12 protein-coding genes and 1 pseudogene are annotated in these 15549 nt (G+C 71.5%); 3 read left to right on the top strand and 10 right to left on the bottom strand.

Features of this window, described 5'->3' with window-relative positions:
• Window positions 1-133: 133 nt before the first annotated feature.
• Window positions 134-436 (bottom strand): annotated as a pseudogene (locus KBX06_RS25635) (HD family hydrolase); the annotation flags it as partial.
• The gene (locus tag KBX06_RS25630) at window positions 433-1551 is read right to left on the bottom strand and encodes a DNA-binding transcriptional regulator (RefSeq protein ID WP_210839451.1); all 1119 of its coding nucleotides are present in this window, start codon (window positions 1549-1551) and stop codon (window positions 433-435) included. The gene KBX06_RS25630 and the pseudogene KBX06_RS25635, both read right to left, overlap by 4 nt.
• A gap of 260 nt (window positions 1552-1811) precedes the next feature.
• On the opposite strand from KBX06_RS25630, the gene KBX06_RS25625 reads away from it, so the two are divergent.
• Complete coding sequence (locus KBX06_RS25625; RefSeq protein WP_210839449.1) at window positions 1812-3020, top strand: helix-turn-helix domain-containing protein; 1209 nt, start codon at window positions 1812-1814, stop codon at window positions 3018-3020.
• 526 nt (window positions 3021-3546) lie between these two features.
• On the opposite strand, the gene KBX06_RS25620 is transcribed toward KBX06_RS25625, so the two are convergent.
• From KBX06_RS25620 to KBX06_RS25610, 3 genes are all read right to left on the bottom strand, one after another.
• On the bottom strand, window positions 3547-4212 hold the full coding sequence (locus KBX06_RS25620; protein WP_210839447.1) for a TrkA family potassium uptake protein: 666 nt from the start codon (window positions 4210-4212) through the stop codon (window positions 3547-3549).
• On the bottom strand, window positions 4205-5776 hold the full coding sequence (locus KBX06_RS25615; RefSeq protein ID WP_247686667.1) for a TrkH family potassium uptake protein: 1572 nt from the start codon (window positions 5774-5776) through the stop codon (window positions 4205-4207). Before KBX06_RS25615 ends, KBX06_RS25620 begins: the two co-directional genes overlap by 8 nt.
• A gap of 175 nt (window positions 5777-5951) precedes the next feature.
• Window positions 5952-6425: a hypothetical protein gene (locus tag KBX06_RS25610; RefSeq protein WP_210839445.1), complete on the bottom strand. Its 474-nt coding sequence runs from the start codon at window positions 6423-6425 to the stop codon at window positions 5952-5954.
• A 133-nt stretch (window positions 6426-6558) separates the two neighbouring features.
• Here KBX06_RS25610 and KBX06_RS25605 point away from each other — a divergent pair, with 133 nt between their 5' ends.
• Window positions 6559-7842, top strand: a complete 1284-nt coding sequence (locus tag KBX06_RS25605) for an MFS transporter (RefSeq protein ID WP_210839443.1) — start codon at window positions 6559-6561, stop codon at window positions 7840-7842.
• A 141-nt stretch (window positions 7843-7983) separates the two neighbouring features.
• Here KBX06_RS25605 and KBX06_RS25600 read toward each other — a convergent pair whose 3' ends face one another.
• The 3 genes from KBX06_RS25600 to KBX06_RS25590 all read right to left on the bottom strand — a co-directional run bounded on the left by KBX06_RS25600 (window position 7984) and on the right by KBX06_RS25590 (window position 11376).
• Window positions 7984-9693 carry a bifunctional UDP-sugar hydrolase/5'-nucleotidase gene (locus KBX06_RS25600; RefSeq protein WP_210839441.1) on the bottom strand — a complete coding sequence of 570 codons (1710 nt, stop codon included), beginning with the start codon at window positions 9691-9693 and terminating at the stop codon, window positions 7984-7986.
• Between the two features lie 244 nt (window positions 9694-9937).
• Complete coding sequence (locus KBX06_RS25595) at window positions 9938-10567, bottom strand: histone deacetylase (protein WP_210839439.1); 630 nt, start codon at window positions 10565-10567, stop codon at window positions 9938-9940.
• A gap of 26 nt (window positions 10568-10593) precedes the next feature.
• On the bottom strand, window positions 10594-11376 hold the full coding sequence (locus tag KBX06_RS25590; protein WP_210839438.1) for a phosphodiesterase: 783 nt from the start codon (window positions 11374-11376) through the stop codon (window positions 10594-10596).
• A gap of 218 nt (window positions 11377-11594) precedes the next feature.
• Between KBX06_RS25590 and KBX06_RS25585 the strand changes: the two genes are divergently transcribed.
• Entirely contained in the window at window positions 11595-13016 is a 1422-nt protein-coding gene (locus tag KBX06_RS25585; RefSeq protein ID WP_210839437.1) for a diguanylate cyclase, read from the top strand.
• A gap of 140 nt (window positions 13017-13156) precedes the next feature.
• Here the strand turns inward: KBX06_RS25585 and KBX06_RS25580 are convergent, their stop codons facing one another.
• Together KBX06_RS25580 and KBX06_RS25575 are read right to left on the bottom strand one after the other, a co-directional pair.
• Window positions 13157-14218, bottom strand: a complete 1062-nt coding sequence (locus tag KBX06_RS25580) for an aspartate-semialdehyde dehydrogenase (RefSeq protein ID WP_210839436.1) — start codon at window positions 14216-14218, stop codon at window positions 13157-13159.
• A gap of 5 nt (window positions 14219-14223) precedes the next feature.
• Complete coding sequence (locus KBX06_RS25575; RefSeq protein ID WP_210839435.1) at window positions 14224-15489, bottom strand: aspartate kinase; 1266 nt, start codon at window positions 15487-15489, stop codon at window positions 14224-14226.
• Between the last annotated feature and the right edge of the window lie 60 nt (window positions 15490-15549).

Raw genomic sequence — 15549 nt, 5'->3', positions numbered from 1 at the left:
GGTCACGGGCCACCCGCACGACGTCATCGCGGAACTCACGAGGGTAGGGCTTGGGCACAGCAACATCCTTCCAGCCCGCCACCAGGGCAAGCCATCTCAGATGTCACCTATCGGTGCAGCAGACCCAGCCGTCGACTTGATCGGTAGTAACGGCGGTGTTGGGTGCGGGGGTGAGGTAGCGCTTCGCAATGTGGGGGATATCGGTGATGCGGGTTTCCTGGGTGTCGTGCAGGACGCAGAGCATCGTGACCCGGGCGGGGTCGGCTCCTTCCATCGCGGCGAGCATCATCCCGATCAGGGCGGTTCTGTGGGAGTGGTCAGCGATGGACTCGGGGTGCTTGACCCCGGCAAACCACCAGCCGGTGCGGGCAGCGCGTTTGAGGACGCCGGCTTCGAAGATGAACCTGATCGCGGCGGCGTCCTGGTCGTCGCTCATGTGCCCATCCCTGTACTGGTGATTCCCTCGGTCCGCAGGCTGTAGACGATAGACGTTAGTTCCTGCCGGGACTGTGCGGAGATCCTGTCGCTGTCGAGAATGGCGGTGGCACCGTCGGCGAGGGTCTGCCCGGTGGCGGGGTGGTCGTGGACGAGTCCGCGTCGGGCGGTGAGCAGGGCCCACAGATTGTGGATGTTGAGGTCGATGAACGGATGTTCGGCGTCCAGGCGTTCCACCAGGTGGCGGAGGAGTCGGGTGCCGCGCCAGCCGGTGGTGGTTGTGGGCATGAAGGAGTCGTTGGGTTGGCGGTACGGAATCTCACCGACCCAGTAGGCCGAGTAGTTGAGGGTCGCCCGTTGGCAGGCGTCGTCGGGGTGCGCGCGAGCGATGAAGTCCCGTAGTGGTTCGGGGTCGCCCTGGTTGGCCAGGGAGGTGACGACGGAGCGGGCGTCGGGCCACAGCGGGGACCAGGTTTGGAAGGTAGCCACGCGGTGTGTCTTGCGAGCGTTGCTCTGGGCGAGCCAGCCGGCGGAGGTGCCGGTGGGATCCATGCCGGCGAGGAAGCATGCCTGCCGGTGGAGCAGCACGTTCGGGTGGCGCTCATCTGCGGCGCGTTCGGCGAGAACGTGCAGGTTGGTGAAGAAGGCGCGCTGTTCGTCGGTGGGTAGGGCGGGGCCGGTGGCTACGGGACCGCGTCGGCGGTGGGGAGCCGGTAGATCCCTGATGAATACGGGCACCTGACCGAGGACCGCCCAGAGGGTCAGGTCGGTCAGCCGGTGGGTGAGCACCGAGCACCCGAGGGGCTGCTGGGCGATGTCGGCCCGTTCGATCTTCGAGTTGAGCATCGCGGCGAGGATGACATCGGCCTCGGCGGCGTCCGGGAGGGCGTCGAGCAGGATCGAATCGGCCCCGAGCCTACCGAGATTTTGACGGAGCCTGACGGCGTGACCGAACGGTACGGCGAGGAATGGCCGCCGTCCTGACTCCCAGCTCTGCACGGTCGCGCGGTCTACGCCGAGTTGCTCCTGTGTGAGGGGAATGGACTCCCGAATCAGCTTCAACAGGTAGCCGGTCACGTCGCCCCGCGTCGGGGCGGAAGCTTCGAACTGCGCCATCGACATCCCTACGTTGACCGGTAGTCGACTTTTCGCGTCCTGGACAGCGACGCGATCCGGGTTCTGACCAGCTCACTCGTACTGCTGGTGAGTACCACGCTCCCCGCTGGGATCGTAGCGTCGCGGTTACTGAAAGTGCCAGGCCCGAGCCGTCGGCAGGGACCGGGCATTGCCTGATGGAAGGGTGAAATTCGGTGACGACGCGCCCACCTCGCCTCGCCCGCACCGGTGTCGCTGGCGCTCCACCTTGGGCGGGCCGGATGAGCGCCAACCGGCTAGACGCTCTACCGGTCGGTCGGCGGGTGGCGTACTGGCGAGGGCGGCGGAAGTTGTCGCAGCAGGTGTTCGCCGACCGGCTCGGGAAGTCGAAGAGTTGGGTGGACAAGGTCGAGCGGGGCGTCCGGACCCTGGACAAGGTGACGACGCTTCACGAGATCGCCGCCGTCCTGCGCATCGACACGGCGGTGCTGCTGGCTCGGGATGGCCAGCCCACCGAGACGAGCGAACGCGGCGAGGGCGTTGAACAGGTCCGGGCCGCCCTGTCCCGATACGAAGTCCCCCTCGACAGACCGGCGGCCCACCGGTCGATTCTGCCGGTCGATCAGGTGGCCCGTCAGGTCGCCCACGCCTGGACGACCTTCCAGCACGCCCGCTACCCCCAACTGACCGACCTGTTGCCAGACCTGTTGGCCGAAGCCGAGCGCACCCACTCCGATGCTCCGATCGCGGGCCGCGTACCGCTGGTCGAGACGTACCGGATCACCGCCGCCTTGCTGGTGAAGCTCGGCGATCCAGACCTGGCGTGGCTGGCCGTCGACCGGGCCATGAACGCCGCGACCGGTGACCCTGTCCTGGTGGCTGCCGCAGCAGTGCAACTCGGCCAGGTGCTACGCGCCTGCGGGCAGGCACGAGTGGCGAAATCTGCAATGCTCGCCGCCGCGTACCGCGTCGCCCCACCCGTGATCGAGTTCGGCCTACCCCCGGCGCTGTCCCTGTGCGGCACGCTACTCGTCCAAGCGGCCCTGGCCGCTGCCTCCCAAGGCGACGCGCGCACTGCCGACGACCTGCTCGATGAGGCCGCGGTCCTGGCCGCCCACGTCAACGACGGCCACGACCACTACCGCACCGGGTTCGGAGCCACTGCGGTGGACCTGGCCCGCACCGCCGTGGCCGTCGAGCTGGGCGACGTTCGGAACGCGGTGACCTGGCACGAAACGGCTGTGCGGCGCGATGGCTGGCGGCGGTTGGCTACCGAACACCGCGCCGCACACCTGGTCGACACCGCCCGTGCCTACCTGCACGCCGACGACCCGATCAACGCCGGCCGGCTACTGATTGACGTCGATCGCATCGCACCGGCCGAGATGCGCCAACGGCCCGCCGCCCGGGACCTGCTCGCCCAGATCGCCCGGGACCCCCGCACCCCGACCACCATCACAGAACTTGCCGTCACCCTCGGGCTCGGCTGAACAATGACCGGACCGCACCTGTCCCTGACCCAGATTCGTAACCGACTGATCCTCACCGCCCGTACCGTTCTCCGCCAACACCGGCCCGGCCCCGATGACCGCTGCCCGATCTGCCGAACCCCGCGCTGCGCGGTGGCGACCGCCGCCCGCAACGTCCTTCGTTCAGCCGAGGGAGTACAGCAGCGAAGTACAGCAACCACACCGACCGCACCCGACCGGGACGACTCGCAACAGGCCGGATGACCTCGGGCGACGCCCGATCCGGCCGTCCCGCCGACAGTTCGGGACGATGAGGTCGTCGTTCGTCCGGCCATCCCGACCAGAGGTAAGAGCAGTCAAGGCCCCTGCGACGAGGGGCCTTGATCCGTTCCGACGATCACTGCTCTCCCGACGGTGGCAAAGACGCGAGAACTCTGCTCCGCCGGCGAGACAGTGGCCGACGGAGCTCGACATCCTCAGGAGCATCGGGGGTGACCCGGGGCGGAGTGGGCGGAATGGACGCCGGTCCTGGTTGAGCTGCGCCTGTTCAGCTCAGGTTGGCGAAGTTCTCCACCTGCTGCGTCTTGCCGGCGACGATGAGGATGTCGCCCGAGTAGATCGTGGTGTTGGCGGTGGCGTACGTGAAGTCCTCTCCCGGGCGTTTGATGGAAACGACGGTGATGCCGTACCTGGTGCGCAGGGCCGCGTCGGCGAGGGTCCTGTCGACGGCCTCCTGCGGGGCGCGGGTCTTGACCAGCGCGTAGTCGTCCTCGAACTCGATGAAGTTGAGGATGCGTCCGGTGACCAGGTGGGCGACTCGTTCGCCCATCTCGTGTTCGGGCAGCACCACGTGGTGGGCACCGACGCGTTCGAGGATCCGGGCGTGCTGACGGCTTACCGCCTTGGCCCAGATGTTCGCCACCCCGAGGTCAGCCAGCAGTGCCGTGGTCAGGATGCCAGCTTCCAGCTCGGTTCCTATCCCCACGACAGCATGGATCAGGTCATGGACGCCGAGCTGACGCAGCGCGACTTCGTCGGTGGTGTTGGCCACCGCAGTGTGGGTGAGCTGATCGGCGTAGGTCTGCACCACCTGTGCGTTGGCATCGACGCCGATGACCTCCCAGCCTTGGCGCACCAGTTCCAGGGCGAGCGAGCCACCGAAGCGGCCGAGGCCGAGCACGGCGATGCGGTTGGTGTCCGGTTTCCTAGCCAACGATGGGTCGCTCCTCCGGTAGTTCGTAACGGCGGGTCCGCTCGCGCAGGGCGAGGGCTGCGGCGGCGGTGATGGGGCCGAGCCGGCCGATGAACATCAGCAGGATCAGGATGACATGCCCCGCGGTGCCGACCTGTGCGGTGATGCCGGTGGACAGGCCGACGGTGGCGAACGCGGAGGTCGCCTCGAACAGGACCTGGTCCAGCGTGAACGGAGTCAGCGCCATCAGCGCCAGGGTCGATGTCGCCACGAGGGCGACGCTGAGCAGCGCGATGGTCAGTGCCTGCCGCTGCACCCCGGCCGGAAGGCGCCGGCCGAGTGCGTGCACGCTCGGCTCACCGCGAATCTCGGCGAGGATGACGAAACCGAGCAGCGCGAACGTGGTGATCTTGATGCCACCGGCGGTGCCGGCGCTGCCACCTCCGATGAACATCAACGCGTCGTTGACCAGCAGGGTCACGTCGTTCATCCCAGCTATGTCGAGGCTGTTGAATCCGGCGGTACGGGGCATGACCGCGGTGGTGAATCCAGCCAGCAGCTTGCCGCCCCAGCCGAGCGGGCCGAGGGTCTTCGGGTTGGCCCACTCCGCGACGCTGATCGCGATCCAGCCCCCGATGAGCAGGGCGACGGTCACTCCGAGGGTGATCTTCGTATGCAGTGACCACCGGCGCGGAGCGCGCCACGCGCGACGGAGCTCGAACAGCACCGGGAAGCCGAGCCCGCCGATGATGACCGCAGCCACGATCGGCAGGCAGACCAGCGGATCGTCGACGAAACGGACCAGGCTGTCGGCGTACAGACCGAACCCGGCGTTGTTGAACGCCGACACGGCGTGGAACACCCCCAGATAGACCGCCCGGCCCGAGTCGTAGCCGTAGCCGTCGGCGAACCGCCAGGACAGCAGCGCCGCCACGACCGCCTCGACAACCAGACTGATCCGCACTACGCCGAACACCACGCGCCGCACGTCACCGACGCCGAGCGCCTTCGTCTCGGCCTGCGTGCCCAACTGCAGTCGTACCCGCAGCCGTCGTGCCACCAGAAGGCCGAGCAGGGAGGCCAATGTCATGATCCCGAACCCACCGACCTGGATCAGCCCGAGGATCACCACCTCTCCGAACGGCGACCAGAAGGTTCCGGTGTCGACGATCACCAGGCCTGTCACGCACACCGCCGACGTCGCCGTGAACACCGCCGTGATCAGACCGGCCCCACGCCCTGACTCGGTGGCGAGCGGCAACGACAACAACCCGGAACCCACCAGCACCGCCACCGCGAACCCCAGCACGACCAGCCTGGCTGGATGCCGCAACGCCCTCGATACGCGGCCCGTCACCCCCGACGGCAACCGCCACTGCCGTGCCCGGACCCGCACCGCTCGCACCACCCCCCACATCGCGGTGGGCAGCCGGCCGACGAACGCCCGCCATCGCGACGATCCCCTCGGAGACGAGGCTCGGGCCACCGGAGTCCACGTCAGGAAGGCGGCACCGAGGACCGCCGCCAGAAAGAGCACCAGCACCGCGACCACCATCAGCAGCAACTGGCCCCCGACCGAATCCATGCCGACATCATCCCCTCAGCGAGTTGATCGATGCGGCATACCTGCCACGGGAGTGGTGGCTGAATCGATCAGCGCCGGCTCCGACCTTCGCCCGTGACCAGGTGACGACCTCAAGGCCGAGACGGCCGGACTGTGGGCTCCCGGCGCCACCGGCCCGGTCCCGCCATGCGCACGGTCAGTCCTGCCGTTCGGTGCGCGCGATCTCGGTGAACGCGGCGGTCAGGTAGCCGTCGAGGGGCCGGCCGGTGGCGGCGAGCAGGTCGGCGACGAGCAACGGCGCGTGCCGCGCCACGGCGGGCGGGTCGGGGGGCGACTCGTCGCCGTCCGGGTCGTAGACGCCGAGGGCACCCGCCAGCAGGACGAGCACGACGTGCGGGTCGACGTCGGGCTGCCACTGTGCGGCGTCGCGGACGCAGCCTTCGAGCACCTGACGGACATCGTCGCCGTCCAGGCCGTCGGGGTGGGTCTCCTCGAGCAGCAGCCGGACCACCGCGCCGAGCACCAGGCCGGACCGCTCGGCCGCGGCGAGCCGGGCCACCGCGACGTCGTACGCCTCGGGGACGCGCTCGCGCGCGGCGGCGACCGCGTCGGTGGCGGCGGCGGCGATCTCGCGGGCCGGTGCGGGTAAGTGGCGCCAGGTGCTGGTCATCGCGACCAGGATCGCAGAAGGGTACGACGCCCTCGCCGACGCGGCCAGCGTGTGATCCCACGCACAGGGCGAGCGGGAAACTCGGCGCGAAAAGGTCTCGCGCTGTGTCACACCCAGACCACAGAATCGGGGGATGCTCAGACGCGCCCTGCCCCGCCGCTTCGAAGCTCAGCGGATGCTCGTCGGCACGCTGTTGTCGGCGATCGGGCGCGGCCTCACCCTGCCGTTCCTGTTCATCTACCTGACCGACGTCCGCGGCCTCTCCGACACGCGTGCCGGCCTGGTGATCGGCTGGTACGGCGTGGTGACCCTGGCGCTGTCGCCGATCGGCGGCACGCTCATCGACCGGTTCGGCGCCCGCCGGATCCTGCTGTCGGGCCTGCTGATCGAGGCGGTCGGCACCGGGTCGCTGGCGCTGGTCGACTCGAGCGCCTCGGCGTTCGGGGTGATGACGCTGGTCGCGATGGGCAGCTCCGTCATCTGGCCGGGGCAGAACACGATCCTCGCCTCGCTCACCGACGCCGACGAGCGGCAGCGGGTCTTCGGGCTCAACTTCGCCCTGCTCAACCTCGGCATCGGCCTCGGCGGCCTGACCTCCGGCGCGATCGTCGACACCGCCCGGGCGGTCACCTTCCAGACGATCTACGTACTCGACGCGATCAGCTACCTGATGCCCGCGCTGATCCTGCTGACCCTGCCGCACGTGGGCCACCGGCTCGCCGCCGCGTCGGCCGGGGAGGGAAGGTCGGCCGGCGGCTACCTCACCGTGCTGCGCGACCGCCCGTTCCGGCGGCTCGTCATCTTCGGTCTGGTCCTCACCACCTGCGGCTACGCGCAGATCGAGGTCGGCTTCACCGCGTACGCCATCCGGGTGGTCGAGGTGACGCCGCGCGTCGTCGCGTGGGCGCTGGCCGGCAACACGGTGATGATCGTGCTCTCCCAGTTGCTGGTCCTGCGACGGATGGAGGGGCGCAGCCGCACGGGCGCGCTGGCGGCCGTCGGCGGGGTCTTCGCGCTCGCCTGGCTGGTGCTGGGCGCCGGGGGCGTGGTCGGCCCGGGCAACGCCCTGGTCGCCGCCCTCTGCGTGGTGGCCTGCTCGGCGATCTTCGGCTTCGGCGAGACGCTGCTGTCGCCGGTGATGCCGGCACTGACGAACGCCCTCGCCACGGACGAGCTGCGCGGCCGTTACAACGCCATGAGCTCGATGATCTTCGGCATCAGTGGCGTGATCGGGCCGGTCACGGCGGGCCCGCTGATCGGGGCGGCCAACGGCCGGATCTGGGTCGTGGCGGTCGTCAGCGGCTGCCTGGTGGCCTCGCTCGTCGCGCTCTCCCTGCGCCGGCTGCTCACCACGGCCCAGGACGGCCGCGCGCCGGCCACCCCGCCGGCCGCCGAGCCGGCCCCCGCGAAGGCCTGACCGCGTCACCGACCGCCGACGCCGGCAGGCGGCACCGGCCCGGCGGTCGCGGACCGTGGCGGCGGGCGCAGCGCCCACGGACGGCGACGGGCCCCGGAGCGGCTGCTCCGGGGCCCGTCGGGTGTATGCACCGCACTGCCGTCAGGCGGTGGGGACCTCCGCGGTGGTGCGGATGCGGTCCAGGGCCGGCGCCGAGACCGGGGACTGGGCGGTCAGGTACGCCACGAACGCGTCCAGGTCGATCATGCCGGTGACCGCGTCGGTGCCGCCGGTGAGGACGGTGAAGCCGTCACCGCCGCCGGCGAGGAAGTTGTTCACCGTCACCCGGTACGTGGCGTCCGCGGTCACCGCCGTCCCGCCGAGGGTCAGGCTGCCCCGGACCACCCGGGTGCCGGCGCAGGCGTCGGCGGCGGTGCCGGTGCTGCCGGCCGGGTCGACGACGTACCGGACGGTCGACGACGGGTAGAGCGTCCGGCCGGTCACGAACTGCTGTTCCAGCAGGCAGTAGAGCTGCGCGCCGGTGAGGTCGAGCGTCACGAGGTTGTTGGCGAACGGCTGCACCGTGAACGCCTCCTCGTAGGTGACGGGGCCGGCGTCCAGGTCGGCGCGTACGCCACCGGGGTTCATGAAGGCGGCGACGGCACCCTGCTCGTCGTCGGTGGCGGCGAGCTGCGCGTCGGCGATCAGGTTGCCCAGCGGGGACTCGCCCCTGGTCGTACCGAAGAGGGTCTCCTGGGTCCGGGTGATCTCCGTGGTGGTCTGGCCGACCTCGCGGCCGGCCACCGGGCCGAGCACCGTCTTGTAGCGGTTGATCAGCTCGGTCTGTGCGGGGTCCTTGGGGAGGTCCCGGGTGACCACCACGTTCTCGGCCCGGGCGCTGATCACGTCGCCGGTGCGCCGGTCGATGGAGAGGTCGATGTCGGTGACCAGGCGACCGAAGGAGCTGGCGCTGGTGACCAGCTTGCCGCCGATGTCGCAGTTGTACGCCTGGTGGGTGTGGCCGCTGACGACCACGTCGATCGACGGGTCCATCCGGTTGGCGATGTCCACGACCGGGCCGGAGATGCCCTTGCAGTCGTTGATGCCGCCGGTGGCGTCCTGGGTGCCGCCCTCGTGCAGCAGCACGACGATCGTCTCGACGCCCTTGCGGCGCAGCTCGCGGGCGTACCGGTTGGCGGTCTGCGCCTCGTCGGCGAAGGTCAGGCCGGCGACGCCCTGCTGGCTGACGATCTGCGGGGTGCCCTCCAGCGTCATGCCGATGAAGCCGACCTTGACGCCCTGCACCTTGTGGATGGCGTACGGGGCCAGCAGCGGCTGGCCGCTCGCGGTCCGGAACGCGTTCGCGGAGAGGTACTGGAAGCCGGCGCCCTCGTACGGGGTGCCGTCGGCGCAGCCGTCGACCGGGTGGCAGCCGCCGTTCTGGATGCGCAGCAGCTCGTCGGCGCCCTCGTCGAACTCGTGGTTGCCGACGCTGGCGTAGTCGAGCCCGGCCAGCGAGAGCGCCTCGATGGTCGGCTCGTCGTGGAACGCGGCGGAGAGCAGCGGGGAGGCGCCGATCAGGTCGCCGGCCGCCACGGTGATGGTGTTCTGCTCCTTGGCGGCGCGCTTGCGCAGCTCGGCGAGCTGGGTGGCGAGGTGTTCCGCCCCGCCGGCGGGCTGCCCGGCGATGCTGCCGCTGGAGCCGGACGGCGGTTCGAGGTTGCCGTGGAAGTCGTTGAGGGCGAGCAGCTTGACGGCGACCGGCTTCGGGCCGGCGTCCGCCTGGTCGGGGGTGGTCGTGACCGCGCCGAGGGCGGTCACGGCGAGCGCGGTCAGGCCGATGGCGGCCCGGCGCATCCCGGGGATGGGCATGGAACTCCTCGTGGGAAGCCGGCGCGGGCACCCGGGTGACGTCCTCCCGGGGGCGGGCCGCGCCGTCGGCAGTGTTCGGTCGCGCTGGCGACGGTGGGGCCCGGCGCCGCGTCGCGGACAGCCTCTCATCGCCGCCCGTCCCCGGTCGACCGGGGCATGCCCGCGGACCTGGGCAGACGCGCTCCCGACGCACGTCCGGACGGGCGTTTCCGACATGCCCGGCACGGCCGGTCCGCCCCGCCGGTCAGGGCTGGTCCGCCCCGCCGATCAGCGCCGCGACGGCCGCCGCGTCCCAGGCGCCGGCGACTCCCGGCCGGGCCAGCAGGTAGCGGACGATCCGGTCGGCGTCCCAGCCGTGCGACTCGCGCAGGCCGCGCGCGATCATGCCGAGGTAGGCGGGGGCCGGGGCACGCCACCGCACCTCGGACGCCGCCCACGGGGCGGTGAAGGTCAGCAGGGGGAGCCCGTCGAGGCGGCCGGGGCAGAGCAGGGTCTCGTACCGGCCGGGGCCGAGGGTGGCCCTCCCGGTGGCGACGGCCCCGGCGATCAGGCCCGCGTCGGCGCCGGGCTCCCGGTACATCTCCTGGGCGGCCACGTCGGCGAACTGCCCGACGTCGAGCAGATAGGCCCGGGCCGCCGCCTCGCCGGGAAGCGCCGGGTCGTAGAACGCCATCCCGCCGGTCCACGCCTGGGACTCACCGGCGAAGTACACGCCGCCGGGCAGCGAAACCGGCACCGTACGCCTCGGGGGTCGCCGGTCCCGGCAGCCCGGGTAGGTTCGGCGTCCGCCGGGCGGACAGCCCCCGGCCAGGTAGAAGCCGAGCCGGTCGGCGTGCATGTTTGAGCCGTACGCGACGTACCAGACCTCACCCATCGCGGCGGGCCACTGCGCCGACGTGATCAGAAACCGCAGGTGATGCCGGCGGCGTGGCTGGCCTGCACCAGGTGCGTGACACAACCGCTCCCGGTGACCTGGTGCAGCAGGAAGCCGGTCGGCTCGGCGACCCAGCCGAACTGCTCGTCCGCGCTGGTGGTGAGCGAACTCTGCCGCCAGGTGCTCGGCGCGGTGGTGAGCACCGTGCCGGCGAAGGTCACCGTGACCGGGCGGTGGACGTGCCCGGCGATCACCCGGACGACGTGCGGGTGCCGGGCGACCACCTCGGCCAGCCCGTCGCCGTCGGTCAGCCGGATGTCGTCGAGGAACGGGATGCCGACCGGTGCCGGCGGGTGGTGCAGGCAGACCACGGCCGGCACCTCGGGGCGGCCGGCCAGTACCCCGTCCAGCCAGCCGAGCTGCTCCTCGCCGAGACAGCCGGCGCCGTCCCCACCCGGCATCAGGGAGTCCAGCACCACGACGGTGGCCTCCGGGTGGTCCACGTGGTAGTACGTCGAGAAGCCGCCGCCGAGCCACAGCGTGCCGCCGAACGCGTCCAGCAGCGACTCGCGGTCGTCGTGGTTGCCGGCGACCAGGTGCACCGGCAGCGGGAACCGGCCGATGATCTCGCGCAGCGCCGCGTACTCGTCGGGGCGGCCACGGTCGACCAGGTCGCCGGTGACGACCACGCAGTCGGGCCGGGGGGCCAGCGCCAGCACCCGGCCCAGGGCGAGGTGCAGGCCGGCGGCCGGATCGGCGGCGAGCACGCCGGTGGTCAGGTGCGGATCACTGAGCTGGGCGATGAGCATCGGTGCCTCCACTCGACCGGGACCCCCACGCTATCGCCGCGAACCCCCGGCGCGCGGCCCGCCCGTACCCACAGGCCCTGTCCACAACCTGTGAATGGCACATGTGTACGAACGGCGCGGACGATCTTGACCCGGGGCGGTCCGGCGCCTCGCTGAGTACGCTTGATCGCGGGCCGGCCCGCCGGTCGCAGCCCTCCCTACCTGGAACGACGTGCCGAGTGGATCACGATCGAGTCATCCGTGACGTCACGGTCCGCCTCCCCATGGCGTCGACCGTCGTCGAGGCGTGCCGGTGGACCGTCACGGCGCTCGCCCGCCACGCGCCGGCCACCATCTCCGTCCTGCTGCACGTGCACGACCGGCTGCGCTGCGTCGCGGCCACCGGGTCCTGGCAGGTCTTCTCCACCATGCCGCCGAAGACCGGGATCGTGGGCCGGGTGTACGCCTCCGGCACGACCGCCGTCGTACCCGACGTCGCCGACGACCCCGACTACATCCCGGTACGCCCCGATGTCACCGCCGAGGTGTGCGTACCGGTGCTGGACCCGGCGGGGCGGCCCATCGGGGTGCTGGACCTCCAGTGGTGCGGCCCGGTCGACCTCGGGCCGTGGCGCGACACCGCCGAGCGGCTGGCGGCCCGGCTCGGCGCCCGGATCGTGGCGCTGGGTGGGCCGCCGGCGGAGAGCCGCAGCGAGAAGCTCCTGCGCCACGCCGCCGCGCTGACCTCCGCGTCGACGGAGTGGGACCTGTTCGCCGCCGCGATCGCCGCGGCCCGGGACGTCTCCACGCTCTCCGCGGCGGTGCTGGTGCTCGCCGGCCCGGACGGGCCCCGGCTGGGTACGCCGCCGGCCACCCCGGGCGAGTTGGAGGACCGGATCCGGGCGGAGCTGACCGAGGCGGGCCCGGAGGCGCTGGGCCGGTTGGTCACCCGCGCCCACCGCCACGGCGTGGGCTACACGCTCGGCGAGGCGGGACACCCGCCCATCCCCGACCACCGGCCGCTGACCCGGGCCGGGGTGCGCACCCTGGTCGCGGTGCCGGTCGGCCGGCCCGACGACGGCGGGGTGCTGCTGGTCGCCGACGAACGGCTGCTGCGCCCCGACCCGACCACGGTCAACCTGTTGGAGCTGCTCGCCGGCCAGGCGTGGAGCTGCCGCGACCGCCTGCGTACCCTGGCCCGACTGCGCGAGCAGGCCAGCTCCGATCCCCTGACCGGGCTACGACACACGGGACCCTTCGGCCAGCGGATCGCGGTGGCCACCCCGGGGCGTACGGCCCTGCTGGCCATCGACGTGGACGGCTTCAAGACCGTCAACGACACGTACGGCCACCAGGCCGGCGACCGCGTGCTCGTCCGGCTGGCCCGGGCTCTGGAGGGGGCGCTGCGGCACGGCGACGAGCTCTACCGGATCGGCGGCGACGAGTTCGTGGCGGTGATCGAGGTGAGCCGCCCGGAGGAGGCGGTACGGATCGGCGAGCGCCTGACCGAGGCGGCGCGGCGCATCGGTCGCACGATCAGCGTCGGGGTGGCCCTCCCCCGCCCCGGCGAGCCCCCCGAAGCCACGCTGCGCCGCGCCGACCAGGCCCTCTACGTGGTGAAACGCCAGGGCCGCGACGCCGTCCGCCTGGCCCCGGCCTAGGTGTGCCGGTCGACGGAACCACCATCGGACGGCTGATACCTCTGCGGCATACGAAATACCTGTGTGGTATCGAGCCGGCGGATTAACACCGCCCGGCCGTTGACGTCCCGCGCAGCCACGGTCGACACGAGAGGGTGGGGTCAGCGGGAGGTCAGTTCCTTGGCCAGGAGTTCGGCTATCTGGGCCGTGTTGAGGGCGGCGCCCTTGCGGAGGTTGTCGCCGGTGACGAAGAAGTCCAGGGCGCGGGGGTCGTCGACGGCGCGGCGGATCCGGCCCACCCAGGAGGGGTCGGTGCCGACAGCGTCGATGGGCATCGGGAACTCGCCCGCGCCCGGATCGTCGACCAGGATCACCCCGGGCGCGTTCCGCAGCACCTCGCGGGCGCCCTCGGCGTCCACCTCGGTGGCGAAGACCGCGTGCACCGCGACGGAGTGGCCGGTCACCACCGGCACCCGTACGCAGGTGGCGGAGACCTTCAGGTCGGGCAGCCCGAGGATCTTGCGCGACTCGTTGCGCAGCTTCATCTCCTCGGACGACCACCCCGCGTCGGCCAGCGAACCGGCCCAGGGCACCACGTTGAGCGCCAGGGGCGCGGGGAACGGCCCCACGTCGTCGCCGACCGCCTGGCGTACGTCGCCGGGGCGGGAGCCGAGCACCCGGTCCCCGGCGACCTTGGTGAGCTGGGCGTGCAGGGTGTCCACGCCACTCTGGCCGGCGCCGGAGGCCGCCTGGTAGGAGGCGAGCACCAGTTCGCGCAGCCCGTACTCGCGGTGCAGCGGGGAGATCGCGATGATCATGGCCAGGGTGGTGCAGTTGGCGTTGGCGATGATGCCCTTCGGCCGGTTGCGTACCTGCTCGGGGTTGATCTCCGGCACCACCAGCGGGACGTCGTGGTCCATCCGGAAGGCGCCGGAGTTGTCGACCGCGACGGCCCCGCGGCCGACGGCGATCGGCGCCCACCGGGCGGAGACCTCGTCCGGGACGTCGAACATGGCCACGTCGACGCCGTCGAACGCCTCCAGGGTCAGCGCCTGGACGGTCAGCTCCTCGCCCCGGCAGCGCAGCCGCCGCCCGACGGAGCGCTCGGAGGCGAGCAGCCGGATCTCGCCCCAGACGTTCTTGCGACCGCTGAGCAGCTCGCACATCACCGTGCCTACGGCACCGGTCGCCCCGACCACGGCCAGGGTGGGCAGCGGCGACACGGTGGCTACCGTCCCGTCCCCGCGTAGACGACGGCCTCGGTGTCGCCGCCGAGGTCGAAGGCCTCGTGGATGGCGCGTACGGCGGCGTCCAGGTCGGTGTCGCGGCAGACCACGGAGACCCGGATCTCGGAAGTGGAGATCATCTCGATGTTCACCCCGGCCGCGCCGAGGGCGGCGAAGAAGCCGGCCGCGACGCCGGGGTGCGAGCGCATGCCGGCCCCGATCAGCGAGACCTTGCCGACGTGGTCGTCGTAGAGCAGGCCCTTGAACGTGACCGACTCCTGGATCTTGCTCAGGGCGGCCATGGCCGTCGGGCCGTCGGCCTTGGGCAGCGTGAAGGAGATGTCCGTGCGCCCGGTGCCCTCGGTGGACACGTTCTGCACGATCATGTCGAGGTTGATCTCGGCGCCGGCCACGGTGTCGAAGATCCGCGCGGCGGCGCCCGGCTCGTCGGGCACCCCCACGATCGTGATCTTGGCTTCGCTGCGGTCGTGGGCGACCCCGGTGATCAGTGCTTGCTCCACAGGAAGGTCCTCCATCGATCCGGTGACCATCGTGCCGGTGTTGGTCGAGTATGACGAACGGACGTGGATCGGCAAGCCCGCCCGGCGGGCGTACTCCACGCTGCGCAGGTGCAGGATCTTGGCGCCGCAGGCGGCCAGCTCCAGCATCTCCTCGTAGGTGATCTGGGTGATGTGCCGCGCGTTCGGGACGATCCGCGGGTCGGCGCTGAAGACGCCGTCCACGTCGGTGTAGATCTCGCAGACGTCCGCGTGCAGCGCGGCGGCGAGCGCCACGGCGGTGGTGTCGGAACCGCCCCGGCCCAGCGTGGTGACGTCCTTGGTGTCCTGCGAGACGCCCTGGAAGCCGGCGACGATGACCACCGCGCCCTCGTCGAGCGCGCCCTTGAGCCGCCCCGGCGTGACGTCGATGATCCGCGCCCGGCCGTGCACCGACGTGGTGATCACACCCGCCTGCGAACCGGTGAACGAACGGGCCTCGTATCCCAGGTTGTGGATGGCCATGGCGAGCAGCGCCATGGAGATCCGTTCCCCGGCGGTGAGCAGCATGTCCAGCTCGCGGCCCGGCGGCAGCGGGCTGACCTGGTTGGCCAGGTCGAGCAGCTCGTCGGTCGTGTCCCCCATCGCGGAGACCACCACGACGACGTCGTCGCCGGCCTTGCGGGCGGCGACGATGCGCTCGGCCACCCGCTTGATCCGCTCCGCGTTGGCGACGGAGGACCCGCCGTACTTCTGCACCACGAGTGCCACGACGGTGCGCTCCCTCCCAGCGACGGCCCTGAGCGTGCCGACGCCGCCGGATCTCAGCCG

The organism is Micromonospora sp. C31 (assembly GCF_018070575.1).
GTDB lineage: Bacteria > Actinomycetota > Actinomycetes > Mycobacteriales > Micromonosporaceae > Micromonospora.
The sequence above is the reverse complement of the archived record's forward strand: the minus strand, read 5'-3'. Positions and strand labels throughout refer to the sequence as shown.